This window comes from Lactobacillus melliventris (assembly GCF_013346935.1).
Classification (GTDB): domain Bacteria; phylum Bacillota; class Bacilli; order Lactobacillales; family Lactobacillaceae; genus Lactobacillus.
In genome coordinates this window covers 204624-221816 of record NZ_JAAEEB010000003.1, presented here as the reverse complement: position 1 = coordinate 221816, position 17193 = coordinate 204624, and the positions used below count along the sequence as shown (strand labels likewise).

The window sequence follows — 17193 nt, the reverse complement described above, 5'->3', positions numbered from 1 at the left end:
AACTTATGATTTTTTTACCAGATTTACTAATGATTGATGTAAATTGGCAATATTTAAACTTTTTAAATCTTCTTTATTAAATGCGTTAGAACCAATACCCACATATTGAGCTTCATTTTCAAAAAATTCGTGGATATTCTTTTCTGAAATTCCACCTACCGCCATTAAGCGTAATTTCCCCAGAGGAGCTTGTATATCCTTGAAAAATCTTGGTCCTATATCAACTGCTGGAAAAACTTTAATGATATCAGCACCATAACTATCCATTCTAAAAACTTCAGTAGGCGTCATAACACCTGGAATAGTTACTACTTCGCGCTTTTTAGCATATTCAATCATTGCTTTAGTAAATTGGCAGGCACTTAAAATAAATTTTGCACCTGCATCTATTGCAGCAATTTCCTCTGAAAAAGTCAGGACAGTACCAGCGCCAATTAAAATTTTTTTACCAAACTTTGAATTCAATTCTTTTATTTCTTCAACGGCTTGATGAGTATTCATCGTTACTTCAACAGCAAACTTATCTTCCAGACCTTCTAGAGCTTGAAGTACTGCATCAGACTGCATGGAAGAATAATTGCGCATAATAATAGTATATTTAGGATAGTTTTCTACTTTCACATTCAATCGCCTCTTTCTACATATTCTTTAAGGATTGTAAACGCCTGTTCAGAAGTATTAGTATTCAGTAATTTATTAATTTCTCTATCATTTGTAGACAAATCTGCTAGCTGATTAATTGCATTTAGATACCTGTCCATATGAAAAAAAGCAATGGGAGCAATTATTCTAACTTTCTTACCATACGGTAATTTAATAGGATAATGCGAAATTAATAGAGAAATGCCATCATCCTTTATTCCTTTTTCAGGAACCGCATGCGGTATAGCCATATCTTGACCTAAAAAACTATAGTTATATCGATTAGATATTTGATCAACCAGTTCGAAATAGTATTGGTCTTCTACCTTATTGTCTTCAATTAAAGGTTCCAGTGCTTGATACAGAGCATCTTTCCAGTCTGTTTTTTTAGAACTAATTACCTTAATATATTTCTCTTTGATGTAATTTAATAAATTCGGTAGCTCACCAGCATCTTCTCCTTTCCTATCATTTTTTTCATAATCTGACAGTAAAATACTTATAATTTCATTACGTAATTTTGCTTCATTATCAACTTTGACATATTTTGCTATTAAATTTAAAAGTGCATTTAATTGATAATCAACCTTTTCTAATCCCAAATCCTTCAATACCCGATAGCGTAAAGTAGTTTTTTCAGTGGAAGTCATGTTGGGCTTTACAATATAATTGCGTAATTTAGTTTTTAAGGGCATATTTGAAAAAACAACATTAAAGTCATGATCTGACTCGAAAAATTCCCTTGAAGACATAGTGCCCAGAAAACTTATTTCCGGAAAAATATTTTTTAAGATCTTGATCAAAATATTAGACATTATTATTCCATTGGAGCAAACCACAACGGCACTATACTTGGCGTTACTGATTTTTTGAGAGTTGGCATTATCGAAAAGCAAATAACCAAAGTAGTAAGTTAACAGCTTAACTTCGTCTTCGGAAAACTTAGTTCCGATCCATTGCTCCAGGGGCTTAATTAAATCCTTTATAATATCTACAAGAAGCTGCTCATCCTTGTCATTATCAAGGTTCAATGTCTCAATACTTGGCAAGCGATACTTAACCCGAAAACATGCCGGTCTCAAATGATTTAACAGTCTTTTTTCAAATCGTGATTGATCCTGGATATTAACCAGTGTTCTTGACTTAAAGCCTTCCACAATCTGATGGACAAAGCCAAATAGTTCAATTTCATCTGGACTATATTCTGAATTATTTTTATCGAAAACGTTAGAAGATAAAATTTCTAAGGCAATCCATTTTATGTAAAAGTCGCCAATATTGCTTAACTCGGTTAGTTTCCTCAAATATTGATATTCTTTTGTTTTTGCAATAAACCCGTCAACTTGAAGATCACTTTTGCAAACTAATCCTCTAGACACAATAATTTGTACTAAAAGTTTTAAATTATTGAAATATTTATCAGAAAATGAGACTTGAAATTTAGCTTCAAATTTTGTAATCAAATTTAACGATATTTTTACAATATCTTTATTAATAGCAAATTTTTCCAGTAAATTTCCCGCTAAATTATCAGAACTTTGCAAAATTATGTTGGTAGCCAACCTTAAAATCTGTTCTTCAGAACCTTGCAAAAAGTATCCTCTAGAGCGATTGTATTTTAAATTGAGGTGACATTTATTCACTGTCTGCTCTGCAATCTTAAGATCCTGGAGAATTGTCGTTTTGCTATAATGAACAATTGCGGTCAGATCATCTAACGAAACATAGTCAACGTTACAAATTAGATAAAGCAGTATCATTTCCGCTCGATTTTTATTGGGAAAATTATTATTTAAATTTTTGTCTGCAATGAGTAATTCTTGCAATTTATCAGTATAGGTAAATGTACCATTGCTGTGCCTTTTAATAGGACTTAACCCATGCGCCTTTAAATCCTCATTAATTAGACCAATAGTATAATTTACTTGTCTTCTTGTTAAAGCTAATTTATCCATCATCTCCGTTACTTTAATATCTGGTTTTTCTAATAAAAGGGAAATTATTTCTTGGATCCTCTCATTCACTTCAATTCTCCCCCTTTCAGATTCTATTTTAGGGTAATTTTTAGGCCAACAAATTCGCTTTCATAACAAGATATGTATACTTACAGTCCCTACCTAGACAAAAGTATTTTTGCTAACTATAAAAAAAGCCAAAACAAAAAGGCCTGAATCCTAATTAAATATGGGATCAGGTCTAAATGAAAAATTTTTATTTATATTTTTGATTTAGTAATTTCATCGAATTCAGGATAGGTAGGATGCTCCAAATCAATTTTTTTGGATTTAGATAGTTTATATGCCAGCAAGTGAACAGGAATAGTCATAAATAAAGCTGTGAGCAACTCATTTACATCTGTGTTTAAATTTAACACGTTAAGACCTGCAGAAGAAACAGCTTTTTTAACTATAAGCGCTAGATTTTTACAATGAAGCTGTAAAAACTTCTGCAACTTTTGCGATCTTTGCTCCAATTTTCCTTGGGGCTCAATAAAGACAAAATGATCTGAACTGTGAAGTCCAATATACGGACCATGCATATATTCTTCGAGCTCTTTACCTTGAGCCGTTATGTGCACCGTTTCTGTTACCTTGGTTTCACCTTCGCGTGCTACACCATATGCCGCACCATAACCTATAAAAAATATTCTCTTAATATCAGAATTTTGTGCTAAGTACTGATCAGTCCACTTTTCAGAAACTGCAACAACTTCAGGCAAGTTATTGATTATTAAACCTATTTCGTTTTTATCATTTTTATAATCTGTTTGCGCAATTTTTCCGGTTTGAAAAGATGACTCTACTGCAAAGAGAATCAATAATAAAATAGTAACACTATATCCTAACGTTACATATGGCATCTCTTCGATTCCCATGCCCATGAGAATTATTTGCGCATCCGTTTGCGCAATTGGACTATCTGGGTCACTGGTCAAAACAAAGACATCAATTTTTTTGGCAACTAATTCTTTAACTACTTTGATAGTTGATGCACTATGACCACCTTGTGAAATTGCAACATAAAGAATATCGTCTCTAAACTTGCTATGATAGTTAGCGGCAATTGAAGGCTCCTCAACATAAACAGGTATACCTAATCTTTCAGTCATATAAGGTACAGCACCATAAGCTGCATTAGAACTGGAGCCGGTCGCAAATAAAACAATTGAATTATATTTCGCTTGATTTGTCTTATACTTCTCAACTAACGGCCTTAATAATTGCTGATAGTTTTTAAAGACTTTACTATATGCATCGGCCTCAGACTTAATGTAATATTCCATACTCTTCATAATAATTACAATCCCTTTTTATATACCATCTGAAAAATCATCTTCATCAGACTCATTATTTAAATCATTTTTATCAAAAACTTGCGCTGTTTCTTTAGTGATTTTAACTAGATCCTGCATCAACGCTTCTTTACTAGGATATTCCTTGTAAGTAGTTTCAAGCAGTGAACTCAAGTTACAACCTGATACAACACCAACGTTATCGTTATCATAGGCTATCTTAGCTGCTTCTTTATACGGCGTTCCACCCAGCATATCAGTAAAAATAATTGTTTCTTCTTTTCCAATTTGAGCGGCAATTTTTTCTTGTAAGTCAATTTCACTCATTTTTTTAGTAAAATCAATAAAATTATGCTCTTCCTGTTTACCTACAAACAATTCAAGAGAACTTTGTAAGCCAGATGCGAATTTACCATGTCCAACTATGATTATTTTGATATTACTCACAATCATTCCTCACTTACATAATTCCAAAAAATGAACAGGCAATACATAAAGTAAAAACAACAACTATTAAGACAATTGGAGAGACTTCCTTTTTCTTAAGTAGCCAATATAGGAAAAATGTAAATCCTAATGGCAGTAAGTTAGGAAATACCTTATCCAAAAAGTCTTTTTGAAGAGAAACACTGCCTATTTTCACCTTTAAAGACAAGGTAACGTAAGAACTAATTAAAGCCCCAATTACCGTCAGTCCCATAATTGAAGCTGACTTAGAAATAATGGTCGAATTTTCCTGAATTACATCAATTGCTTTAGTTCCCATGTCGTAGCCAAGATGCGCAAAAGGAATGCGGCATAAAAATATTCCCAGATATACCAAGAAGAAAATAATTGGCCCAAGTGGATTACCCTTTGAAGCAAAAGATGCACAGATTCCGCCCACAATTGGCATAATTGTAAACCAGTAAATTGCATCACCAATTCCAGCTAAGGGTGCAAAGAGGGCGTTCTTCAAACCACTAATCGTTTTACGATCAACCCTTTTTTCTTCCATACTTGTTAGTAATCCTAACAAAATTGGCACAAGGGGCGGACTAGTATTGATAAAGTTCATATTATCGACCATGGCTTCCGACATAGCCTCTTTATCATCCCCAAATATTTTCTTCCAAACAGGAATTTGAGCCCAGGTCCATCCAGGTGCCTGCATTCTTTCATAGTTAAATCCTAATTGAAATAGTGAAGATCTCAATCCTAATTTAGTAATATCGCTTTTACTTACTTTGGTATATTTTTTATTTGAGTTAGATTCCATCTTCACTACCTCCATTTTCCTTTACTTCATCTATTTGTGTTTGCAATTTCTGATGTTGCTTATTGTTAAAGAAGTCAATCATAGCAAACACAACACCTATTACAGCTGCAGGCAATACGTTGGAATAGTTAATAAAGCTGGCAATTACGAATCCTAAAAGTAAGTAAGGAACATAATTGACCCTCAATAAAACCTTAAGCAGCATAGCAAATCCTACTGCTGGTAATGCGCCCCCTGCTAACTCAAAACCGTGAATTAACCATTTAGGCATTGCTTTAACCAAAGCGGCCATTGGACCCTGAGCAGCATAAGCGGATAAGAAAATAATTACAAAGAAGGTTGCAGCCATTACAAACATTGAAAAGTAAATAAATTTATTAAATTTTCCAGTGTCTGCATTTTGTGCTGCTTTATCCATAGTAGGCATGAAACCTGAAAACAATGAATAGTACATCAAAATAATGTATTGCATAAGCATGGCAAAAGGCAATGACAAGCCAACTGCAGTAGCTGGCGCAACATTGGTTGTATGAGCAATAACTACCGTCATAATTCCGCAAACTGCCGGGTTGGGCGGTTGTGTTCCTCCTGCGTTTGTTAGGCCAGCAAAGGTAAGTTCTGCAATTCCACCTGCTAAAAGTCCAGTTACAGGGTCACCCAGAATTAAACCAGTTACGGCACAACTAATTATTGGTCTAAAAATATATAAAGCTTCTGTATAGGAGTCTAGACCCGCTATAGCACCAAAAATGCTTAGCAAAATCCCCTGTAAAAAAGTTATTTGCATTTGTTCCTCCAGATTCTGACTACTTAAAAGTCAATTGTTGTTTTTTTATCACCAGGTACGTCTTGGATATAAATGTCGACATTATCATGTACTAATTTCATTAAGTCGTCTTTATCATTTTGGTCGACATAGACTTTATCCGTAACTTTTTCTTTACCAGCTGAAAAATGCATATTACCGACATCTATCTCTTTTATTGGCACTCCGCCTTCAACCAGTCTAACAGCGTCTCTTGGTGTTTTAACAATTATAAAAATCTTTTGCCTTGGTGCTGCCTTCCCAATAATCTTAATTGTTTTTTCAATTGAGAAAAATCTTATCTGAGCTCCAGAAGTTTCCGAAGTGCTCTTCATTAACTTCTGTTGCAAAGGATCGTTGGCTACATCATCATTTGCCACTAATAACAGATTAGCTCCTATAGAACTAGTCCAAATAACTCCAACCTGTCCGTGAACAAGTCTGTTATCAATTCTTGTCAACAAAATATTTGGTTCACTCATGTTTTACCTCCTATAATCCATTATGGTCCGGACCATCATAAAAATATAATAATTGAAAGCGATGACATTGTCAACAGTACAATTATTGTAAATCTTTGTTATAATACTTATACGTATAGGATCTTTTAATTCTAAATTTATTTAGTAGTGGTTCGGACCATAGATTAGGAATTTTTATGGAAAAATATTCAAAACAACCAATTTATTTAAAATTAGTAGCTTTCTTAAAAAATTACATTCAAAACAATATGAAAAAAGACCAAAAACTTTTAAGTGAACGGGATATTTCTTTACGACTGAAAATAAGCAGATATACCGTAAGACGGGCATTAGACGAGCTCGAAAAGAGGGGCTACATTTATAAGATTCATGGCAAAGGCACCTTTGTTTCAGAAAAATCGTCATTAACTCCACTCAATGACATCTATAGTTTTACTGATCATATGAAAGCCTTAGGGAAAACTCCTCAAACTGATTTGTTAGAATTTAAAATTTTTAATTCAGATAGCTTTTGGGCTTCAAAATTTAATATTGACCAGGGTGAAAAAGTTATCAAATTAAAATTTCTGAGAGCTGCAGATAAACAGCCGATGATGATAGAAAGAACTTATCTTCCCTACGAAAAATTTTCCACTCTCACCATCGAACAACTAACACAAAATTCTTTGTATTTAATAATGAAAACAAATTTTCATCAAACAGTCCGTTTAGTTAACGAGGCAATTCAAGCTAGTTTAATTCAGGCAAAAGACGCCAAACTATTAAAAGTCAGTTACGATGCACCATGTTTAAAAGTAAAAAGAACATCTTTTAATAACAGACACATTCCCATTGAATATACCTATTGTGTTGCGCGTGGTGATCAATTTATTTACAACCATAGTTACTTACATCAAGAAAAAGATGAAATTGGATAAAGCAAAAAGCCAGTTGTTGATAAACTGGCTTTTAAAATAGCTAATGTTCTAATAAATAAAACTATTTATTGATTAAATTTTTTACTACCTAATTTCATATGGAAATTCGGGTCCTTAGGTGAGTTAGGGTCATAGCCTAATTCTGTTGGAACGATTGATGCCATTACCTGTAACAATATTGGAAAAATGAAAGTTTCAAAATCCTGCGGCACTTGAACATCATAACCAAAATGATTCCCCGAATTGGCAGCAGATGTGTCAACTAAATAAAGGTTATTTGTCCAATCTCCCAATACTTCAAGCATTTTTTGGCAGCGTGATTCAGTGCCATTATCTAAAATTATTACGGTTGACTTTTCATTCATTGCATTATAAATACCATGAATGAATTCATCGAAATCATATCCCGTTACTGGGAGCCTGCAAGTTTCCAATACTTTCAAAGCATCTTCCAAAACATCTCCATAAAGCATTCCTGGTCCTACTACACGCAGATTATCCATCTTTGCCAGCTTTTCTTTATGTTCTTCAACCCAGTCATATGCTCTTTTATATGCATGTGGAAATAGATCTAAAGTAGTATTCAGATCTTGTAAATCCTGCTCAAATTGAGCCTGATTCAGGTTACCATTTGCCAAACCAATGTACTCAGCCAAAATAAGCAGATTCAATTTGGTTGAATAATAACCCTTGGTTTTAGCTCCAGCTTTTTCCTCACCAATATTAACAGTCATAACTTCATCAGCAATCTGATCAATGTAGGCATCTTTTTCACCAGCCATTGTACCAATGATACAACCTGACTCTTTAGCTGTTTTCATGGCATCAAATGTACTAAAGCTGCTTCCTCCTTGAGAAATGCCGATAAACAAAGTGTGCGAATTATCTCCCACGAAAAAGTCTGGTGTAAACATAAAGGGATAAAGAGATAAAACTTCAACTCCCGAACGTTTACGCATTATGGATTGCATCTGCAGTCCGGAATGATAGCTTGTTCCAGAACCTGTAATGATGATTTTTTTAATATCTCTTTTTGCAACGTTTGCAAAGAGTTCTTTACTTCCAGCTACTATTTTTTTAAGTTGATCTGGTGTGCTTGAAATATATTGTTGAATTAAGTTCATATTTACTCCTTATAAAATTCCAATTATATGTAATAAAATACCTAAAATTAACACCCCGACAGTTAGCTTTGAAACACTTACCTTCTTTCTAATCAAGCAAAATACCAATAAAGTAACCAATAAAGGCAGTAACTTCGGCATAACTTGATCGAAAATAGTTTGTAGTTTTACAGTGGCACCAGTCATAGAAAATTTGAGTGTAGTAGTTACCGGAAGCATAGTTGCTACCATTCCTCCTACTACCATCATCCCAATAATTCCTACAATCTGCATTATTTGATCCATCACACCGTTTTTTTGGACCTCGTCTAAAGATTCAACTCCCCATTTATAGCCATATTTCAAGCCAAAAGCCCTAATTAAAGTTGCTGGCAAGTTATATAAAACAAAGAAAAGAATTGGACCTAAGATGCTTCCTTGTTTAGCAAAAGAAGCTCCGATTCCCGCAGCAATTACTCGGAATGTACCAAACAAAATGGAGTCACCAATTCCAGAGAAAGGTGCCATCAAAGCAGCTTTAACTGAGTTAATAGAGTCAGGATCCATAGAAGAAGGATTATTGGCATACTGTTCTTCCATTGCTGAAGAAATCCCCATAATCATTGGTGTCATAGCCGGAGTACAGTTGAACAAGGCCAAGTGACGCTTTAAAGCAGCAGCACGGTCTTTAGTACTAGAATACAGCCTTTTAATCACTGGCCCCATTGCATATACATAGCCAATATTTTGCATTTTTTCGTAATTAAAGCCGCCTTGTAAAGCAAAAGCTCTCCAAAAAATTGAACGTAAGTCTTTTTTGGTTAATTTTTTATTATTCAAAATCAATCTCCCCCTCGGTCAAATTATCTTTTGCTTCTTTTGACTCCGACTTATTTTGCCCACTTCCTGTAGAATTCTTGCCATTATTACCAAACAAAACAATAATGACTGCCATACAAATTGCAATCACAGCTATTCCGGTAATGTCCAGTTTTAAATATGCACAAAGTAAGAAACCCAGGAAAAAGAATACAAATAATTTCTTTGAAAACAACATATCCAATAGTAAAGCAAAACCAACTGCTGGAAGTAAATTACCGGCCACCGTTAAGCCATCTAAAATGACTTTTGGAATTGCATTGATAATCAAATTGATCTTTGAAGCACCCAAAAGCATGGCCAGGAATGTGGGAATAAAGGCACTAAAGAAGAATAGAATAGTTGGTAAAAGCAGCATCAAGTTAATACCTTTAAAATTAGCGGTTTCTGCATATTTGTCGGCCTTGTGGGAAAACCATAAATTGACAACCCTTACTAAGGTTCCTAAATATGAAGCCAAAACAGCTACTGGAACTGCTATTGTTAACGCAACACCTATTCCCTTATGTGAAATAATCGCCAGAGCCGTACCGATTACACCACCTGTGACATAATCAGGAGGTGTAGAAACACCGATACCGGCAATTCCCATCCAGATAAGTTCCAATTGTGCACCGATAATAATACCTTGTTTGACATCACCTAAAGCTAATCCAACAAAAACACTAAGAACAATTGGCCGGCCAAACGGGGTTGCACCAAGGACGCGTTCATCCAACATACCAATACCTGCTATAAGACCTACTAATAAAGCTTGAACCATTTGTTTATCACTCCTTTAGTAAATCAGCGAGACTTAGTTTCTTGTCCCGCGGTAACATTCTAAAATCAAGATTGACTCCTAATTTTTGAATAGTTTTTAAATCTACAATATCTTGGTCTGAAACAGCAACATAATCATTCAATTTTTTCTTGCCGTCTTCGAACTTTAGACCGCCTACATTTAATTCTTTAATAACTCCATTTGAGTTCTGGATAAGTTTTAACGCATCTTGAACCGTGCGAACCAGTACTAGAACTTGTGCTTTCTTAGCACTGGCAAATTTTTCAACTATGGGACCCGATTCAGCAACACTGCGAATATAAAGCTTGACACCAGATGGTTTCGCCAAATCCAAAGCCATAGCCTTAACTTTATCTTTTTGGGCCTCATCATTAGCAACTAAAATAGTATTTGCACCAGAATTTGAAGTCCAGCCGATCGCTACTTGACCGTGCAAAAGTCTTTCATCAACCCGAATTAACTTAAGCATTATTTTTAATCCTTTCTTTTATCTTTTTACCAACATTAATAACTCCGGAAATTCCTGCTTCCTCTAATTCACTTGTTAATTCAGAAACCGATTTATCACTAGAGTCACCACTGACAAGTGCTAAAAGCATGGGCAGGTTTAGGCCTGTAAGTAAAGAAAATTCATGGCCGGAAAGTAACAACTCAGTACAGATATTTGTGGAACTACCTCCATACATATCAGTTAAAATAATTAAATTGGATTCATCCATAGATTTAATTAATGACTCCAGTTCCTTCTTTCCCTGAGTAGCTGACTTATCTTTAGTCATCCCAAAACACTTGATATTTGGTAAAGATCCAACTATCAACTCAGCAGTAGCTTTGAATTCATAACTTAAGTTACCGTGAGTTGCTAAAATAATATTTTTCACATAACAGCCTCCTCACTTTTTATCTTGTAAAAGCTTCAATTATCTATTAGCAAAAATCATGCCATAATACTGTGCCACAACTTAGTGGCGAACTAGCAAATCTCTAATATAAGCTGTTTCCGGATCATTAATTTTTATGGAAAAATTATTTTCGAGCACACTATTATGCTTTTTTAGAACACTAAAGTACTTGTCTTTCAAAATACTTTTATTATTGCCGTTATATAGTTTGATTTCATTTCCTCGAATAATTCTTTCAATCATATTAGCTATATGAACGTATAAAGATATTTGTATGCGGTAAGACAATTCTTGTTCAAGGTCATGTTGTATATCTTTAATATACTTACTAATCACATTCATTACTTTATTTGGGGAAATAATAGTTAATGAATCTAAAATTCTGTCTAATGAAAAGTTCTTGATTAATTGACTTTCCCACTGTTTTAAGTCAGCGTCTGACGAGTATGGTCTTAAAACAGTTTCCAATGACTTAATTTTTTCTCCAGTCATAATTTATTCAAGACCAAAGTATGGGATGCCTTCAACATCTGGATTGTCAATACCTACTATGCCAATTACATTTTTATTTTCTAGAAGATGTGACTCTTGATAATTAACTAATTCCTTAAAATCGTATGCTTCAACCTGGACTTTAACCAAGCCAGTAAAGCTTTGTGTTAATATGCTTTTTATTCTTTGAGCACTGCCCATTCCAGTCATACATGTCGTAATAATTACTGGTGGAAAATTACTATGTTGTTTATAAAATTTACTTTGAATAATGTTTTGAGGGAGCTTTTTTTGAATTGTTGGCAGATCTTTTTTTAATAATAACTGATTACCAATTTCCAGCATCACGGCCATACTAAAATTATTAATTACTAATAAATCACAATTACATTCATTCTGAATAGGCTCCATAATTGATTTCAAAGATCCCATATCCATTAAAATTAACAGTCCATCTTGAGGACTAATTTTTTTAATTAAATTTTTAAGATAAGTAATCATTTCTGATTTTGAAACATCAGGCTTTAAATCTACTGGTGTGAAAATGGCTGCTTGTAAAAAATGATTACAAGTATCTGCCATACTGCTCGCGGTAGCATAGCCATGAGCAACTACAATTGCGGGTATTTGAGGTAAAGAAGTTAAATTATCTTTTGAGCTTAAAATAGCCAGCCACAAACAATCACAGGTTCTTAGGTTAACTTCGAAGTGCATTTCAATCAATGAAGCTAATTTTTCCACCATTTGCAATTCTGGTGCAAATAGTTGTGTCATCAAGGTCAAATCTTGCTGAGCGGTAAAATCCGCTGTAAATTCATTTTTCATTAAGTAAAAGATATAAATGGCTAAATCATAAACAGTTGAATTTTCCAAATTATAAAAATCTACTTGGGCTAGAGAAAAAATGTTTGTTAAAGCGGCAGCATAGCTATTAATTAAAGAGCGTTCTGTATTATAGACAGAATACAATATTTCATGAGTTTCTTTCTGCACTATTTTATAGTATGAATTTCTATCCTTTTCTCCCTTTACTTGTAATTGAAACAATTTTTCCCAAGAAAATTGCATCTTAGAAATATATTCCTTATTACTTAAGTAATTTGATGGCTTATATGAATCACTTGGCTGAAAAATTATTTCATTTTTACAAGAAACCACTGGTAAATTATTAGGATGCATCTGTTGCAAAATATTGTCAGGCAAATCACCTATTTTTATCTCAACTTCGTTTGGACTTGCCAATTGTGAAAATTTCCTCGCCACAATATTTTGAATCAGATTTTCTAATTCACCAACGTTTGCCTTGAAATGATAATGATAAATTAGACTAATACATTGCTTAGATATTTTAATCTTGCAATTAATTCTCTTTGCTTGTTGATTTATCAAATTGTATGTTAACATTCTTTTTTCGTATGCACCTCTCTCGTCTAAAGTAGGCAATTTAATTTTGATAGGTATTCTACGTAAAAAAGTTTCTAAAAAGTCTTGCTCTTTTTTAGTGGTTGCAAAAAATAGCCTGGCTTTACTAGCTATTTTCTTAGCATTATTTCCAACTGGAGTAAAAAGTCCAGTATCTAAATAGGTAAATAATTTCTCTTGCCCTTCTGAACTTAAACGATGAACTTCATCCAAAAACAAAATTCCGTTATTTGCGGTTTGCAAAGCTCCTGGAGTATCTGAATCTGCTCCGGTAAATGAACCCTTGGTATAGCCGAAAAGAACGCTGGATAATAATTCAGGATTATTTGCATATTGAGCACAATTAATTACTACAAGTTGTGCATCTTGCCCCAATATTTCTTGTTGTTTGGCAAATTCAAACAAGGTTCTGATTAAAAAAGTCTTTCCAGTTCCCGACTCACCAAAAAGGATTGCTGGTAATCCCATTGGTGGATACATTACAGCGGCTTTTAATTGTTCAATAATTTCTTTAAGACTGCCATTCCAGCCAATAATCTTCTGCCAAGCTTGGTTTTGAAAATTATTCTTAAAATCCGCAATGTTTCGGTATTCTTTACTTTCATTTAGATTTTCATTAACGTTTAGATAAATTACTGGTCTAGTATTTATTTTTATTAGTTTGTCGTTTTTAAATAACTCATTTAAATTTTTACTAGCTACAGAGCGATCTAAATCAAGTTTTTTAGCAATAAAGTTAGTTGTTGGGGCATTGTTTAAATCATAATTTTGCAAGAAAATATTAGATTGCATTTGCACTAATTTGAGAATTTGTATTTTTTTATTTTTCATATTTTCATATCCCTCAAACAATTTTAAATCTATCACATTATTTCTTTATCTTAATCAAATATTTAATCATAGTAAATAAAAAGTCACAACTGTGGTTAAAAGTTGTGACTTATGTATCCCGAAAAATTAAAGTTAGTTGTTGCACTGCTTTTTCTACAAGTTAACCACGCTCTTTACTTCTCCACCGGAAATAATTGTTTTGGCATCGTTCAAAGCAATCTCAATACTGTTTTTAACGGCTAGTTTAGTGAAAAAGGCAATGTGCGGTGTAATCAAAACTTGAGGCATTGCTTTTAATTCCTTGTAATCTGCCGGCAATGAGTTCAGCATTTCCTTTTTATTATAAAAATCAGTTTCATCAGCCAAAGTATCTAGAGCAGCGGCAGAAATTTGTCCATTTTTTAGTGCCGCAATTAAAGCTTGTGTGTCAACCAAGCCCCCACGAGCTACGTTAACCAAAATAGGCTTTTTCTTCATTTTATCAAAAGCAGTTTTGTCAATCATGTTTTCGGTACTTGCTAATAACGGGGTATGCAAAGAAATAATATCGGATTCAGCAAGAATCGTATCAAAGTCAGTATAAGTAAGATATGGTTCTAAAGATGCGTAATAAACCGGATCACAAGCCAAAACTTTAGCTCCTAATGCGCTGTATAGGTGTGCACTGGCTCCACCGATATGGCCAGCTCCAATTATGCCAACAGTACAGTTAAAAATTTCTGTGCTAATTGTACTTTCATCATAAGTGAAATCACCATGTGCCATTCTGTCTTGGTAAATACCAATTTTACGCAATAAGTACATTGCATCAGTTACGCCAAGCTCTGCAATAGCTCTTGGTGAATACGCTGCAACGTTAGTAATCTTAATGCCATTCTTTTTTGCTGCAGCTAAATCCTGGTTGTCAACCCCAACTTGCCGAATGGCTAGTTGCGTAATGCCATACTGCTTAAATTTTTCATATACACTAGCACCTACAGGAAGATTGCCTTCAGAGCTTACGCCGTCAAAACCTTCAGCCAGTTCCGCATTTTCAGCACACAAATCATCGTGGACAATTTTTACTTCAACATTATTTTTTTGAGCCCAATTTTCAATACGGAATTCTTCCATTTTGATTACGCCGTAACAAATAATCCTCATTTATTCTTTCTCCTATTCTTGTTTATTAAAATTGCTAATCTTAGCTTTCGAGTTGGAAAAGTCAGATTGATTCTAATTCACGGTATCGCCAATACCAGAATCAATATTTTGGTCATATTCTAGACCGTGAATACATGCTAATGGTATATTAATACCACGTTGTCCCATTACTAAACCCCCAGCTGCTGCCAGCAAATCACAAAGCGTTTCAGCTGTACCAGCCTCTTTATTTATTCTTAGTCCATTTAACCCGTATAAGCCCACCGCTATCTGATTAGCACCTTTTTTATCTATTCTGCCATCACTGTCAGTAATAATTACACTCGTTTCTATTCCTAATTCTTGGTAAAAAGCATTGTTGATGCGTTTAGCTGTTAAATCACAATTTTGGGGCAGAATTATTGCTGTATTATTTTTACCCTTGTCGACTCCACCACTAGTTAAAAACAAACCGTTGGGAAGCCAAGCACCAATATGATTTCCACTTATTTCTAATTTACTACCAGATGGGTCAGCTGTTTGGTCAATAATCACTTGAATTAAACGGGCATCTTTTCTGGGTATGCATTGATGAATTCTTTTTGCCACAGAAGATGGCGCTACTTGGCTTAAATCCACAATATTTCCCTCCGCGATGGAGCAAATTTTAGACGCTACACAAATAATGTCGCCAGCAGCAATTTTGAAATGTTCTTTTTTGATAGTTTCAACTAATATTTATATAATACTCTAAAAGGTTGAACAACACTATGTATTTTATGGCTTTGGCAGCATAAAAAACATTACTCTTAATAAACTTTATAAAATTAACAATTACATTTAGGTCTAAGAATTTGTATAGTGAAAAAGGCCGTTTCAACTAATGAAAATGGCCGTTTATGTTACTTTTGCTGCCAGCAAAATTCCTACATGTTACGCTTCTCATTATAGCAAACGAAAGCGTGATAAAAATGGACAGTAATAAATTTCTCAAGCGCAATCAAATATTATTACCACTAATCAATCTGCTATCGAATTTTGGCAGTATTCTAGTTGGAATAGGTGGTACACTAATTATTCGTGAATATTCAGATAATATCGTTGTTAATGGCTTGATATCAAGTATTAGTTCCTTGGCACTTATTTTGAGTGTCCTGTTTATTGGATCAAGGCTTGATAATGTCGACAAACGCCGCATGTTAATTTGGATATATATATTTCTGTGTTTATTCTTATTACTGCCGTTTACTTTTCCCCAAAAATACTTTGTTCCCTTATATATTCTGGTTGACCTTTGCATTACAATGTTCAGTTTAGTTGAAGGACTATCATTTACGGGAAATTTAAAATCTCTTCTGACAGATACTTCCCTCGAAAAAACCATCAACTGCAATTCTATTGCTGGTCTGATCGGTAATATTGCCAGTATAGCTGCAATAGCAGCTCTGATTTTGACTACGCGCAATTATTTATATTTTCTCCTAGTAGCAAGCAGCAGCTTTTTCATTAACATTTTCCTAGCTCTAGCTTTGCACCAAAGGCATTTTGTTAAAGATAAAAGCAATTTTAAAACCATAACCCATCTGGTCAAAGTCTGGCACAATATTATTACTAATAAAGGCTTACGCGCAACAATTATTGTGGCCATGTTTAATGGTGCTCTCCAATCTGTATTTAACGGACTGATGATTTACTTCTGGAAAGCAATTGATCCTACATACAGTCAAGTATACTGGCTGCTACTTGCCGTGGTCAGTGGCCTCTTATTAGGAGCTGTGCTTATTCGCTTTGACAACTACTTCTGGTTACTTTGCACCTTAACTCTAACCACCACAATAGCATTAGGCATTTTCTTTTTAAAACAAACAATCGCTACCATGTTCATTAGTACAGTGTTAATTTATGCAGAAACTTTACCAATCGGTAATTGGTGCAGCAAAGTTAGAATTAAACGGACCAGTAAAAATGTCCAGTCTGCTCAATCAAGTTTTTTGCAGTTAGGCAGTTCACTACTAAATATCTTTTTTACAGTTGGAGTTTCGGCAATTGCCAATGTGCTACAGCGACCTGCTCTTACGCTCCTTGCTAGCGGAATTTCGTTATTACTAGTTTTTGTCACTCTTGGTATTAACGTGCAAAAGTACCGCTTAGGTAAAAGCAACAGCTTTAATTAAATTTTTTCTTCCTTATACCGCAATTTAGCAAAACATAAAAAAGTTCTATCTAGTCGTTTTTACTATGATAGAACTTTTCTAATTATTA

18 protein-coding genes are annotated in these 17193 nt (G+C 34.1%); 2 read left to right on the top strand and 16 right to left on the bottom strand.

What is annotated here, in order from left to right:
• Positions 1 to 3 precede the first annotated feature (3 nt).
• From GYV61_RS04045 to agaB, 7 genes are all read right to left on the bottom strand, one after another.
• Positions 4 to 621, bottom strand: a complete 618-nt coding sequence (locus tag GYV61_RS04045) for a bifunctional 4-hydroxy-2-oxoglutarate aldolase/2-dehydro-3-deoxy-phosphogluconate aldolase (protein WP_174794884.1) — start codon at positions 619 to 621, stop codon at positions 4 to 6.
• A gap of 2 nt (positions 622 to 623) precedes the next feature.
• Positions 624 to 2666, bottom strand: coding sequence for a PTS sugar transporter subunit IIA (locus GYV61_RS04040; RefSeq protein ID WP_174794883.1), 2043 nt, complete (start codon positions 2664 to 2666; stop codon positions 624 to 626).
• Positions 2667 to 2857: 191 nt separating this feature from the next.
• Entirely contained in the window at positions 2858 to 3934 is a 1077-nt protein-coding gene (locus GYV61_RS04035; protein WP_174794882.1) for an SIS domain-containing protein, read from the bottom strand.
• An 18-nt stretch (positions 3935 to 3952) separates the two neighbouring features.
• Positions 3953 to 4387 (bottom strand): PTS sugar transporter subunit IIA, encoded by a 435-nt coding sequence (locus GYV61_RS04030; RefSeq protein ID WP_174794881.1) that lies wholly within the window; start codon positions 4385 to 4387, stop codon positions 3953 to 3955.
• A gap of 7 nt (positions 4388 to 4394) precedes the next feature.
• On the bottom strand, positions 4395 to 5192 hold the full coding sequence (agaD, locus tag GYV61_RS04025) for a PTS galactosamine transporter subunit IID (RefSeq protein WP_122025628.1): 798 nt from the start codon (positions 5190 to 5192) through the stop codon (positions 4395 to 4397).
• The gene (gene agaC, locus GYV61_RS04020; protein WP_174794880.1) at positions 5182 to 5979 is read right to left on the bottom strand and encodes a PTS galactosamine transporter subunit IIC; all 798 of its coding nucleotides are present in this window, start codon (positions 5977 to 5979) and stop codon (positions 5182 to 5184) included. The genes agaD and agaC overlap by 11 nt, the downstream gene beginning before the upstream one ends.
• Positions 5980 to 6002: 23 nt before the next feature.
• Entirely contained in the window at positions 6003 to 6479 is a 477-nt protein-coding gene (gene agaB, locus GYV61_RS04015; protein WP_122025626.1) for a PTS galactosamine transporter subunit IIB, read from the bottom strand.
• Positions 6480 to 6655: 176 nt separating this feature from the next.
• Here agaB and GYV61_RS04010 point away from each other — a divergent pair, with 176 nt between their 5' ends.
• Positions 6656 to 7396, top strand: a complete 741-nt coding sequence (locus tag GYV61_RS04010) for a GntR family transcriptional regulator (RefSeq protein ID WP_122025625.1) — start codon at positions 6656 to 6658, stop codon at positions 7394 to 7396.
• Between the two features lie 65 nt (positions 7397 to 7461).
• Here GYV61_RS04010 and GYV61_RS04005 read toward each other — a convergent pair whose 3' ends face one another.
• The 9 genes from GYV61_RS04005 to GYV61_RS03965 all read right to left on the bottom strand — a co-directional run bounded on the left by GYV61_RS04005 (position 7462) and on the right by GYV61_RS03965 (position 15669).
• The gene (locus tag GYV61_RS04005) at positions 7462 to 8520 is read right to left on the bottom strand and encodes an SIS domain-containing protein (RefSeq protein ID WP_174794879.1); all 1059 of its coding nucleotides are present in this window, start codon (positions 8518 to 8520) and stop codon (positions 7462 to 7464) included.
• Positions 8521 to 8529: 9 nt separating this feature from the next.
• Positions 8530 to 9339, bottom strand: coding sequence for a PTS system mannose/fructose/sorbose family transporter subunit IID (locus GYV61_RS04000; protein ID WP_174794878.1), 810 nt, complete (start codon positions 9337 to 9339; stop codon positions 8530 to 8532).
• Positions 9332 to 10141, bottom strand: coding sequence for a PTS mannose/fructose/sorbose/N-acetylgalactosamine transporter subunit IIC (locus tag GYV61_RS03995; protein ID WP_174794877.1), 810 nt, complete (start codon positions 10139 to 10141; stop codon positions 9332 to 9334). The genes GYV61_RS04000 and GYV61_RS03995 overlap by 8 nt, the downstream gene beginning before the upstream one ends.
• Positions 10142 to 10148: 7 nt before the next feature.
• On the bottom strand, positions 10149 to 10631 hold the full coding sequence (locus GYV61_RS03990) for a PTS sugar transporter subunit IIB (RefSeq protein WP_174794876.1): 483 nt from the start codon (positions 10629 to 10631) through the stop codon (positions 10149 to 10151).
• Entirely contained in the window at positions 10624 to 11043 is a 420-nt protein-coding gene (locus GYV61_RS03985; protein WP_174794875.1) for a PTS sugar transporter subunit IIA domain-containing protein, read from the bottom strand. Before GYV61_RS03985 ends, GYV61_RS03990 begins: the two co-directional genes overlap by 8 nt.
• A gap of 81 nt (positions 11044 to 11124) precedes the next feature.
• Complete coding sequence (locus GYV61_RS03980; protein WP_174794874.1) at positions 11125 to 11556, bottom strand: PRD domain-containing protein; 432 nt, start codon at positions 11554 to 11556, stop codon at positions 11125 to 11127.
• A gap of 3 nt (positions 11557 to 11559) precedes the next feature.
• Positions 11560 to 13809, bottom strand: a complete 2250-nt coding sequence (locus GYV61_RS03975; RefSeq protein ID WP_174794873.1) for a sigma 54-interacting transcriptional regulator — start codon at positions 13807 to 13809, stop codon at positions 11560 to 11562.
• A gap of 153 nt (positions 13810 to 13962) precedes the next feature.
• Positions 13963 to 14952: a D-2-hydroxyacid dehydrogenase gene (locus GYV61_RS03970; RefSeq protein WP_174794872.1), complete on the bottom strand. Its 990-nt coding sequence runs from the start codon at positions 14950 to 14952 to the stop codon at positions 13963 to 13965.
• Positions 14953 to 15024: 72 nt separating this feature from the next.
• Complete coding sequence (locus tag GYV61_RS03965) at positions 15025 to 15669, bottom strand: coenzyme F420-0:L-glutamate ligase (RefSeq protein WP_174794945.1); 645 nt, start codon at positions 15667 to 15669, stop codon at positions 15025 to 15027.
• 233 nt (positions 15670 to 15902) lie between these two features.
• On the opposite strand from GYV61_RS03965, the gene GYV61_RS03960 reads away from it, so the two are divergent.
• Complete coding sequence (locus GYV61_RS03960) at positions 15903 to 17105, top strand: hypothetical protein (RefSeq protein WP_174794871.1); 1203 nt, start codon at positions 15903 to 15905, stop codon at positions 17103 to 17105.
• Positions 17106 to 17193: the final 88 nt, after the last annotated feature.